The organism is Moorena sp. SIO3E8 (genome assembly GCF_010692445.1).
GTDB classification, from domain to species: domain Bacteria; phylum Cyanobacteriota; class Cyanobacteriia; order Cyanobacteriales; family Coleofasciculaceae; genus Moorena; species Moorena bouillonii.
In genome coordinates, this window is the sequence record NZ_JAAHHM010000097.1 from 17,336 (window position 1) to 27,453 (window position 10,118).

General features: G+C 42.9%; 12 protein-coding genes and 1 pseudogene. 7 read left to right on the top strand and 6 right to left on the bottom strand.

Going from position 1 to position 10,118, the window contains the following annotated elements; all coding sequences use genetic code 11:
* Positions 1-37 precede the first annotated feature (37 nt).
* The 4 genes and pseudogenes from F6K46_RS28445 to F6K46_RS28460 all read right to left on the bottom strand — a co-directional run bounded on the left by F6K46_RS28445 (position 38) and on the right by F6K46_RS28460 (position 2,967).
* Positions 38-1,363, bottom strand: a complete 1,326-nt coding sequence (locus F6K46_RS28445; RefSeq protein WP_293063432.1) for a transposase — start codon at positions 1,361-1,363, stop codon at positions 38-40.
* Positions 1,260-1,871 (bottom strand): annotated as a pseudogene (locus tag F6K46_RS28450) (IS607 family transposase). Before F6K46_RS28450 ends, F6K46_RS28445 begins: the two are co-directional and overlap by 104 nt.
* Positions 1,872-1,922: 51 nt before the next feature.
* Positions 1,923-2,156 carry a hypothetical protein gene (locus F6K46_RS28455; protein WP_293063434.1) on the bottom strand — a complete coding sequence of 78 codons (234 nt, stop codon included), beginning with the start codon at positions 2,154-2,156 and terminating at the stop codon, positions 1,923-1,925.
* A gap of 556 nt (positions 2,157-2,712) precedes the next feature.
* On the bottom strand, positions 2,713-2,967 hold the full coding sequence (locus F6K46_RS28460) for a hypothetical protein (protein ID WP_070391310.1): 255 nt from the start codon (positions 2,965-2,967) through the stop codon (positions 2,713-2,715).
* Between the two features lie 492 nt (positions 2,968-3,459).
* Between F6K46_RS28460 and F6K46_RS28465 the strand changes: the two genes are divergently transcribed.
* A complete protein-coding gene (locus F6K46_RS28465) occupies positions 3,460-3,714 on the top strand; it encodes a hypothetical protein (RefSeq protein WP_075902663.1) in 255 nt (84 codons plus the stop codon).
* Positions 3,715-4,181: 467 nt separating this feature from the next.
* Positions 4,182-4,304 carry a hypothetical protein gene (locus F6K46_RS28470; protein WP_293063437.1) on the top strand — a complete coding sequence of 41 codons (123 nt, stop codon included), beginning with the start codon at positions 4,182-4,184 and terminating at the stop codon, positions 4,302-4,304.
* A 112-nt stretch (positions 4,305-4,416) separates the two neighbouring features.
* On the opposite strand, the gene F6K46_RS28475 is transcribed toward F6K46_RS28470, so the two are convergent.
* Both F6K46_RS28475 and F6K46_RS28480 read right to left on the bottom strand, forming a co-directional pair.
* A complete protein-coding gene (locus F6K46_RS28475) occupies positions 4,417-6,048 on the bottom strand; it encodes an SGNH/GDSL hydrolase family protein (RefSeq protein ID WP_293063439.1) in 1,632 nt (543 codons plus the stop codon).
* A 334-nt stretch (positions 6,049-6,382) separates the two neighbouring features.
* The gene (locus F6K46_RS28480; RefSeq protein WP_070391307.1) at positions 6,383-6,691 is read right to left on the bottom strand and encodes a hypothetical protein; all 309 of its coding nucleotides are present in this window, start codon (positions 6,689-6,691) and stop codon (positions 6,383-6,385) included.
* A gap of 798 nt (positions 6,692-7,489) precedes the next feature.
* Here F6K46_RS28480 and F6K46_RS28485 point away from each other — a divergent pair.
* The 5 genes from F6K46_RS28485 (at position 7,490) to F6K46_RS28500 (ending at position 9,694) form a co-directional block, all read left to right on the top strand.
* Positions 7,490-7,753, top strand: a complete 264-nt coding sequence (locus F6K46_RS28485; protein WP_075896879.1) for a hypothetical protein — start codon at positions 7,490-7,492, stop codon at positions 7,751-7,753.
* A 277-nt stretch (positions 7,754-8,030) separates the two neighbouring features.
* Complete coding sequence (locus F6K46_RS40335; RefSeq protein WP_364305553.1) at positions 8,031-8,357, top strand: hypothetical protein; 327 nt, start codon at positions 8,031-8,033, stop codon at positions 8,355-8,357.
* Entirely contained in the window at positions 8,324-8,917 is a 594-nt protein-coding gene (locus tag F6K46_RS28490; RefSeq protein ID WP_366510789.1) for a Uma2 family endonuclease, read from the top strand. Before F6K46_RS40335 ends, F6K46_RS28490 begins: the two co-directional genes overlap by 34 nt.
* A gap of 50 nt (positions 8,918-8,967) precedes the next feature.
* Positions 8,968-9,093: a hypothetical protein gene (locus F6K46_RS28495; RefSeq protein ID WP_293063441.1), complete on the top strand. Its 126-nt coding sequence runs from the start codon at positions 8,968-8,970 to the stop codon at positions 9,091-9,093.
* Between the two features lie 418 nt (positions 9,094-9,511).
* Positions 9,512-9,694, top strand: coding sequence for a bacteriocin (locus F6K46_RS28500; RefSeq protein WP_293063443.1), 183 nt, complete (start codon positions 9,512-9,514; stop codon positions 9,692-9,694).
* Positions 9,695-10,118: the final 424 nt, after the last annotated feature.

The window sequence follows — 10,118 nt, forward strand, 5'->3', positions numbered from 1 at the left end:
GTCTTGTAGGGTGGGCAAGAGGATCTAACTGATACTTTTAACCCGGACAAATCGCGACATCCTGGACGTTTAGTACGTCTGCGGAGTCAGATAAGCTGAGTACTACATCCCCGAAACTGTCAAGGAAGGTGGTATCCCACATCGCCTTCAGGAAAATCCCGACGGCTCCATTGAAATCTCTATCGATCTCGTAACCACATTTTGGGCATTTAAAGTTCTTAGAGCTACCAAGTTTTCTATGAACATGCCCACACTTTGTGCAAGTCAATGAAGTATATTCTTCTGTTATTCTCACCAAATTGGAACCATACCGGTTACACAAATGTTCTAAAATCTGAGAAAACTGATAGAACGCCCAGGTCATCATAGCCCTGGCTGTCTTGCTTTTTAACTTTCGCTTCTTCTTTACGACCATTTGCGAGGTCTCAAAGGTAGGAAGAATAATTACGTCGTAATTTCTGGCTAAATAGGAAGCTACTTGTTTGTGGATTTCAGTCCTTAGGTTTTTTATCTTAGTCCTAACTTTTTCCATAGCTATCTTCAATCGATAGCGTCGAGGCTTGTTATAATGCCCTTTCAAACTATCATGTTTGCTCTTTAATTTATCTAGATAAGAGCAAAGTTTAGCTATTCTCTGAAAGTCATTAATCCCAAATTCTAAAAACTGGCCTCCGTCAAACCCAGTCATGAATGTCCTAACTCCAGGATCCAAAGCTATAACCTTTTGAGTGTGAGTAGGCTCAGTCTCAAACTCAACTGGAAAATGAGCAAACCACCTTCCTTTGTTATAAGTAAGCTCTGTAGACCCATCTGTCAATACGCAGTGATCGTGACCCTTAAACTCAGGCTTTGGTAAATGTTTGGTAGTAGATACCATCCATCTGCCAGCCTTGTAAGCTGTGGGATCAAACTGGATTGTTTGCTTCTGATTCCGCACACTACGAAATTTGGCTATTTTTAATCCAGCTTGTAGATTTGGTTTTCGTTTTTTGCCAAAACCAATAAATAAGGGCTGTTTGGCTGTCTCTTTCCAGGCTGTATATGCCTCCATTGAAGCATTATCAAGTATTTTAGATACATTAAGATTTTTGCACCACTCAGGGATAAGTCCAGACTTTTTCAACCAAGTCCTAAAACCATGCTTCCCTCCCTTCTTACCTACCTTTATGTACCCTTGGTTTTTGTTTAGCTGCTCAATCGATATGTTATATACTTTTCTAGTAGCGGAAACCCATTTCTTCCATATACTCTCAAGTTCTTTACTTGGATATACGCGGTAAGTCGTTGTCTTCAATGATTTTATTTTTGTACTTTCTGAGTCCGTACAACCTACAGCTGAAGACGTGGATGACCGCAAGAACATCTTCAACCATTTCTTGCTCTGGGCTGAGGTTCTTTTCGTCGAGAACCAGTATTTTAGTTTTGAATTTACAGCACAGCCATGAGATAAGATCGAACCCAAAGCGGCAAAGCCTATCTTTGTGGGCAACGACAATATACTTGCAAGTACCGCCGAGAACTCTGTCCAATAAGGATTGAAGACCTTTTCTTCTGAAGTTAAGCCCGCTCCCGATGTCTTTGATAATCTCTGCTTCTGGGTAACGAGACTTGAGAAACTGTACTTGTTGCTCAAGATCGGCTTTTTGAGAGCGGCTTGAAACTCTGGCATACAAAATGGTAGATCTTTCGTCTTTGCCAGTTTTTGTTGTTGGAATAGAGACGACTGAGTCCAAGTCGTATCGTCAAAGTCCTCCAGGTGTCTTAATTCCTTGGATTTTCCCTTCTTCAAGCCACATCTCTTGTGTCCTGGTGCTGACCCCAAGTCTTGTTGAGGCGACTCGGGGCGGGACGTAATTGACTGATCCATCCATCGCTATTTGTATTGACTACAAATACAGATAAATACAGTTTGTCGGTAAATGTCAAGTATATCCGAGAAAATATTTACCAGGAAGTTGCTCCATGGCCACACACAGGAGTAAAATCTTTTCTTCAAACAAGGATAAGTTAAAGCATTCACTAAGATATTTCAGCGCAGGTCGGGGATGATTGGCTTCCGCTTCTGCCATGGCAGCTTCCCCTTGCTTGATCGCTTCTGGGTCTACCGACTCATCTCCAGCTAATTCTTGGGCTAATTCTTGCAAACGCGATCGCAACCAGAACATTGCAGCACTGAGATACCGTGAATTATTTTCCTGCCATTAACCCATGCTTGACCAGAATACTATCCACACTATCCACAGCAGCTTCCACAGTCAAGACCAGTCAGCGGTCAGCGGTCAGCGGTCAGCCGTCAGTGGTCAGCCGTCAGCTATCATGCAGACGTAACTCATATAAAAAAATGGTTACCTGTTTGATTCAAAAGCTGAACGCGCACGCGTGTGCGTAGCACATAAGCTGAATCCTGATCACTGATCACTGATAACTGATAGCTGATAGCTGATAGCTTACTAGTCAAGACCAAAAAAAATAGCCGTGGAAAATACTTCCACGACTACAAACGTAAACCAATTCAAGGCGATGACTACAAACGTAAAGCAATTTAAGGCGATGTAGCATCTACTCATTAATTCTAGTTTATGAGGAATTTAGGCTAAACCCCTCTGTGGCTCTGACCCCCCATAGCAAGGAATAGTACACAAGCAATAAACTATTCTTAAACTATTTTTAACTGTAGAACTAGGGGGAAGACCCCCCAGCTAGGTTATGAGCTTAATCCAGAATCAAATTGCGCTCCAAAATACAAATGTATTCCCCAGGATTGTAAGTCCGTTGGAGTGGACTCCACTCGCTAACTGTTGCATAGCCCAGAGTCTGCAAATTCCTGATCGTAATGTAAATCGCCCGCTTAGAACCAGTCAAGGTATGTTTAATTGGTTCTTGGTAGGGATAAAACCCATGGGAACCTGGAAGAATTATTTCACTAGATTGATTCGGTAAAGGTGAAACAATGAAATTTTTGTACATCGCCTTAAATTGAGTAGCTTAGTGTTCATTAACTATTTAAACATATAAATAAATAATGTGCAATTTATTTGCAAAAAAATTAATATTTGTTAATTATTAAAATAATCGAATCATGATTAGTATAAATTTGAGGTAACAGGGAATCGGGAATCGGGAATCGGGAATCGGGAATCGGGAATCGGGAATCGGGAATCGGGAATCGGGAATCGGGAATCGGGAATCGGAATTTTCGGCAAGGTAAAAAACGGTAATTATTTGGGATAATTAAGTCTACACTTATATCGTTTTGACAGAGTTAGTATAAGTAAGGATAGCTAAAGTGCTGAAATTAGGGTCAGTAAATAATTAAATTTATATAATTGGGCAGAGTTATATCTAGTATTTATTGATTACCGTTTTTTACATAACCCAAAATACCTCTAGAGTTGATTAACTCTTGCCTTTTGCCTCTTGCCTCTTGCCTCTTGCCTTTCCCTACTCCCTACTCCCTAGATGAACATTACCATTAAAATCCCAGAGCTAAGCATAGAAGGAATTGACCTGAATAGACTAGAACGGGTACGCTTACAAGCAGCGGTGGAAGCAGAATTATCCCGTTTGCTTAAGGTGAAGGGACTACCTCGAAATTGGCAAAATAGTACCAATATTCCCACTGTACCCGTGAATTTAAACTTAACTAAAACCCACAATCCCACAGACATGGGTAAGGAAATTGCTCAGGCTATTTATAGAGGTATGGCGCAATGACTTAAGTCTTAGTCAGCTGAGAGGAAAGCTCCGGAAGATGATACAAACAAGCAAAGTTCCCAGTGACTTCGATGCTCAGGGTTTACGGAGTAGCCTAAGAAACCCGTATATTAATTTATAAATTAAAATGGTTCGGTGGGGATGAGAAAGCGATGTTAGGGTAATGGGATGAAATCCGGTAGTGCGATCGCAGGTATCATCCTTGCCTTGAAAAAAGGCTAGTGTAAACCTGAGTGGAGAAAAAACCTTGAAAAGTGGAGCCTTATTTGATGTGAATTAAAACTATTACTCATAACCTATCGCGCTCAATGGCTCAACTTTTCTTGCGGTAATTCAAACCCTGCCGCTCTGTTTTATTGGTGTTTTTTTTTAAGACTGTTGTGCTGACTTGCCCAGCATTTAAGGCCGTAGGCCACGCGGGGCGCGTTCGGCTTTGTTTATCAGTACATATAGCGTTTATCGCAGTTATGAGGTACAGTATTGAGGTAGCGCATCCCTATTCCCTATTCCCTATTCTCTCTTCTCTCTTCTCTGTTCCGGTGATCCGCTGTTACCTGTTCCCTAAAATACCGAAATTGTGTACCTCATAACTATGATAATTGCTAGAATATATAGCAATTCCATGGATACCCTGTGCAAAATTCATCCCAAACTCATGGCGTAGCATTGAGATGTGGGATGAATTTTGCCGGAAGCTAAGCCCTAGAAAATCTGCAAGTTCTGATCGAGCCAATCCAGCCATTTCAGACTACTCGATAAAGATTTCGGTGGGTCGTAAATCAGGGTATCTAGAGCAATCAGGCGCTGGAAATTGATCTTGACTGGATCATGACGCTCTGTGCGACCGTCTTTGCGATAAAACTTGACACCAGCTTTTTGCTGCATCATAGTGATCAATTCTTGAGCAACTATACCGTAGCCAATGGTAGTGGGATGAATGCCATCTAGGGAGAACAAACCACCGCTGGTGCGACCGGTGGCATCGGATCTAAAAAAGCGAGTATCCAGTACTGGTGAAAGCGCTTCGAGTTCCGGTGCCAGCTGATAGGGAGTCCACCAATCTGGTCTGGCGTCGGAGTCTTCAATATAACGTCGATAAGCTAAGCTATCCAGTAACCCTGCTAATTCAAATAAATACCAATCTCGACCTTCTTTTCGAGCCTGACCTACAGCATCAGCAATATATTCATTGTACTGATCAATGACGCTATCAATTGCTCGGGCTTGTTGTCCGGTAATGTGCGGGTCACGGTTGGGGTCGAAATTTTTGTCGCTAATCCAAGGACGGGTGTAGTAGGCGAAGTATCGCGAGCCAGTAGCGATCTTATCTCCTACTCCACGACCAATGGGCGTAATGGTGACATGGGGAACTGTAGCCAAAATGACATGGCGAGCTTGGATTTGCTTGACTTGCTCAACTACTTGATCCAATTCCGCTTTGAAATCTTCCGGAGACCAGATTGTAGGTCGCTGATTGGGCTGTGGTGAATTTAAATCGCGATCGCAACTCCATCTGACCTGCAATTGAGCAATGGTGCCCATGGCATTATTCGCCCCAATCATGATCATCAGGGTTTCAATACCATCTCCCTCACCGTTTTCTAAACTTCCTTCTTGCCCTAGTGCCACGGCAGCTTGGACTGGGGTAAGTGCTTTACCCTGTGAATCCCGTGCGGAGTCCAAAACCCTCAATCCAGCATGTTCGTTGGCCTTCTCAACGATTTGCCGCAATAGATGATCCGTTGGTGCCTGGATTTCTTTTCTGAGGGTATCTGCGTCCTTAGAGATAATGTCTTTGAGATTCCAACCATAAATAGCGAGGTTGTGGTTAATTCCTTTTTCCATAGCAACAGTAGAACCAACGCCCCCTTGCCAACCAGGACCCCGTTCCCAATAATCTTCTATGTCGTCCATAAATTCGCGGATTGAAAACAATGCCGACCCTAATTCCCACCAGTTTATCTGGTCACCAAACTGTCGCTCTAAGTGCCTAACTACATACTCCATATTCAGGGGTAATCCACCAAATTTACCATATTGGCTGGGACGACGCAGGTGTTTTTCCCAACCCATTTCTTGAGCAATCATCATGGGATAGGATAGGTCAGTGTTAAAAATTGCTCCACTCTGGACGCCATGGCTTAGGGAATCACCAATGGTGACCAGTCGATGTCGGGGAGTGCCTGGCTTTTGGTTGACTTCAATACTTAATTCCGGACGGATACCCAGAGTAGGGTCTGTTTCCGGTGGACGCCCTTGAGGTTGGATAACTTCTTTGACTTGATCTGGAGCGTCAAAGTCGAGCATGTCTTTGGTAAGAAAGCGTTTGATCATAGTTGCCTGTTTATTAAAAAGAAAGAGTGGTAATCAGTGATTAGATAATTCACCTCAGCATCAGTGAATTTCAGAAAGGTAAGCATTCAGCTGTAGAGACCTTAGATCCTTAGAGGATATCTACCAAGTTTTTTGATACTGAATTTTGCCCCCCTAGCCCCCCAACTTTGGGGGGAACAAGAGTCAATTTGCTTCTAAAAGTCCCCCAAAATTGGGGGATTTAGGGGGCTTGAATGTAGCAAATGAGACTTCTCAGACAACCTCTTAGATCCTAGGGGGGTTTCAGGAATTAATTCCTATAAACTACTTCAAAGCCAGCTGTCAAAAATTCCTTTCAAAGATTCCTAAGGGGATTAAGTGGTATAGCACTACGCATTAAAGTTAGGACATTGATAAAAGCTGCAAAAGCTGTTGTAGTCAACTTTTGCATTTTGCCTCTTGCCAATGCCATTGCGCGTAGCGCTATAACCGGTTCGGGTGACTCAGTACCAGTTCCGTTACATTCCGCCTGTTCGAGCTCCATTTGGTCCTCATATTTAGTAAAACACTTAGGCTTAGCAGCTACAGCTAGATCGAGAACAATGGGTACCTCTAATTTGATCGGAACTTGGAAGACACAGGGATTATAGTATTTGTAAGCCATCGGTTTTACCTCTTGCTGCAATTACTTTTAATCAACACATTTCTATAATCTCAGATATAAATCTACCTTCACAGTACCTTTGAGGGTACTTTTGTTTAGCTGATCAGATCACGGCATAACTTAGGAGTGATTATCGGTTAATTTCGAAATTAAAACTACTCCATGCTGAGCTCAACATGGAGGATATCTAGGACTTAATTTATGGCAATACTTTCAAATATCACGGAGCAAAAAGCATTATTTACCGGGAGCAGGTCTTGCGTTGCAGAACATTTGTACTATGTCCCATTAGAGCAAGCTTAAACCCATCAGGGGGCTATAGATAATGTACAAATATTCATAAGTCACATGCTCCCCCTATTACCTATTACCTATTACCCATTACCTATTACCTATTACCCATTACCTATTACCTTAGTACAAATGTTATGCCTAAGTGACATGCTCCCTTATTTACCATTGTTTTAGCTGAGATTTAATAATATTTAAAACTACAAAAATAAGCGTTATATAGCGTTGATCGCAGTTATGAGGTACAGTCTTCTTTGACATTGATTCCCTGTTAGGTGCGCTCTTACCATTAAGAATTAAATTCGCCACGGCTCGCACCTCTTGATGCAGCGCATTGCTATTCCCTATTCCCTATTCCCTCTTCTCTGTTCCCTGCTCCCTGCTCCCTTGCTATATTGACTTTGACCATTGACAATCAAAAATTAACAATTAACAAGTGATGAGTTAGCTCAATAATAAGTATTCAAACAGACTTGAGATCAGCAGTTTATTAACCACAAGGATTTCATGGCTACATCTCCCCTTTCCCCTCGTTTGTTGAGAGGGGCAATAGTCGCTCTAGACCCTGCTAACCCTCTAGCTAGTGTGATTATTTTCCAGTACAATCCGGAGACGATGACGCGATCGCTTACGCCCCGGACAGCAGGAGCGGATTTGTCTGCACAGGGTAAATCTGACCTAGACCCTACTGAAGCAAGTGGCATTGCGATGCTCGGTACGAGCCGCTACGGGATTGACCTTTGGTCACGCTACGCGATCGCATCTTACTAATCGGACTAAATATAGCAGTCGAAGTAATAGCAGTCGAAGTAAAGGTTAAGACATATTTCTGTTCCCAGATCCGCTGTTCCCTGTTCCCTTTTCTATAACAACTATTCCGATACTGTCCTATAAAATTTTACTACTAATAGAATAACTAGTGTAGCAACTCTTATACCATAGTTTGGTCAAAAAATACATAACCAAGTGCTAGTTTTTTTTGCGAGTTTCAACGATACCGTAGCGATGGGCGTTATCGTTGAGTAGGTGATACCACCAAAGAGAAACTATGTCTAAAACCATGACCTCTGCTGTTGTGCCTAATACTCCTGTACCGCCAACCCAATATGAACTTCCCTGTGATGACGGTATTCCCATGGAAACGGAACGACATAAACTTCAGATGGAATTGCTGATTGATCCGTTATACCCTTGGTTAGCCCAGTGGGAAGATGGCTATGTTGGGGGTAATATGTTTCTTCATTTCAGTGCAGCACAAATTAGGAATCAAGACTTCCGTGTCTTGATGCAGTCGCTCATGGGGGAAACCCCCTGTTCCCTTGCTGCATCGCTTCGCGAAGCGTGGCCTACGGCCTTGGTCCGGATGTATTTGTAGTGCTTGGAGTTCCCAAAGTCGAACGACTAAGTTGGGTAGTTTGGGAAGAAGGTAAAGGACCTGATGTCATCATTGAGCTAATTTCTGACAGTACAGCTAACACGGATAAAACTACTAAAAAAGTAGTTTATCAAGACCAAGTCAGAGTACCAGAGTATTTTTGGTACGACCCCTTTAATCCAGATGATTTTGCCGGATTTAGGTGGCACAATGGCGTGTATCAGCCTTTAACTGAAGATGAACAAGGACGACTAATTAGCGAAAGATTAGGATTAGCCTTAGTCCGTTGGCAAGGGGTCTATAAAAATAATGTCGATACTACTTGGTTACCTTGGGCTACCTTGGACGGAATTGTGCTACTTACTGCTGAAGAGATAGCAGTGCAAGCTCAAGAACAAGCAGCTCAAGCTAAACAAGAAGCAGTGCAAGCTCAAGAACAAGCAGCTCAAGCTAAACAAGAAGCTACCCAAGCTCAACAGCAATTAGCCCAAGCTCAACAACGAGCTGAGCAACTGGCTGCTCGCTTACGAGCCATGGGAGTGGATCCTGATCAAGTATGAACTGATCTTGCAACGGATTGGTTTAAGCATTTAGCGGTCAGCCTTGGCCTTTGGCCACGCTACGTGAACAGCGGTCAGCCTTGGCCTTTGGCCACGCTACGCGAACAGCGGTCAGCCGTCAGCGGTCAGCCGTCAGCGGTCAGCCGTCAGCCGTCAGCTTACCTAACAGAGATTAAACCAATGCTTACCTGTTTTATTCAAAAGCTGATAGCTGATAGCTGATAGCTGATAACTGATGACTGATAGCTGATAGCTGATATAGCAGTCGAAGTAAAGCTTAAGACATCTTCTGCTCCCTGCTCCCTGCTCCCTGCTCCCTTTCAACCAAAAGACTATGTCCTAAACTATACTTCCCTTGCTATAACTGATCGCTGATCGCTGATCGCTGATGACTGATAGCTAATAGCTGATCACTGATCGCTGACAATAAACCGGGTTTGATGCGTAAGTAATAAGACATAATTTTTACTTTTATGTCTTATTAGATTATTTACTTTCATGGATAGTTAATTTTAGCTGGCTAGGATGATAATTAATCCATAAACTCCGAATGGATTGAGCCTAAAACTATATATTACTTGGAGAATAAACGGCATGAGTAATATCAAGATTAATGACCTCAAACCCAGTGGTGCTGAATTATTTGATGACCCGGAAAGTTTTCTAGATGAATTGACTAATGATGACCTACAACAAATTATGGGTGGATTGAGGTTAGCCCTGCCCCCAGATGCAGGTTTTCTTCAGAGACTTAGATATAAAATTCGGCGTTGCTGAATTAAGGAATGAATCTGACGGGGTGACAAACAGCCTTAAAAGCTTTACGGGGTGTGGGGTGTGGGGTGATGGGTGTAGGGGAAGATCAGGAGCTGGCGGAGTGGCGACGGGACGGTTAAATCAGGTTTCGGAGCGATTGTTATCCCTAGGCTCACTCCAAATTCGCTTCTATTTTCCCCACACCCCACACCCGGTCACCCCATACCCTGTCTAGTTTTTAGCCTTGTTGTCACCCCCTCAGGGAATGAATGCGCGATCACCTGGTTTTGTTAAAGCCCCCTAAATCCCCCTTAGCAAGATACCGCTGGCGAACTTAATATTTGTTTACAAAATAGTGAGCAGATGTGGAAAATATCCTTTGTTTGTCGTTGGTGTGGAACTATAAGTTGAAACAATTGTATTAGTTGTCAAACTGAGGAGTTGC

Bases quoted from the DNA above. Each gene is read 5' to 3' on its own strand.
- F6K46_RS28445 (WP_293063432.1), bottom strand. From the start codon at position 1,363: ATGTTCTTGCGGTCATCCACGTCTTCAGCTGTAGGTTGTACGGACTCA.
- F6K46_RS28460 (WP_070391310.1), bottom strand. From the start codon at position 2,967: ATGTACAAAAATTTCATTGTTTCACCTTTACCGAATCAATCTAGTGAA.
- F6K46_RS28465 (WP_075902663.1), top strand. From the start codon at position 3,460: ATGAACATTACCATTAAAATCCCAGAGCTAAGCATAGAAGGAATTGAC.
- F6K46_RS28470 (WP_293063437.1), top strand. From the start codon at position 4,182: ATGAGGTACAGTATTGAGGTAGCGCATCCCTATTCCCTATTCCCTATT.
- F6K46_RS28475 (WP_293063439.1), bottom strand. From the start codon at position 6,048: ATGATCAAACGCTTTCTTACCAAAGACATGCTCGACTTTGACGCTCCA.
- F6K46_RS28480 (WP_070391307.1), bottom strand. From the start codon at position 6,691: ATGGCTTACAAATACTATAATCCCTGTGTCTTCCAAGTTCCGATCAAA.
- F6K46_RS28485 (WP_075896879.1), top strand. From the start codon at position 7,490: ATGGCTACATCTCCCCTTTCCCCTCGTTTGTTGAGAGGGGCAATAGTC.
- F6K46_RS40335 (WP_364305553.1), top strand. From the start codon at position 8,031: ATGTCTAAAACCATGACCTCTGCTGTTGTGCCTAATACTCCTGTACCG.
- F6K46_RS28500 (WP_293063443.1), top strand. From the start codon at position 9,512: ATGAGTAATATCAAGATTAATGACCTCAAACCCAGTGGTGCTGAATTA.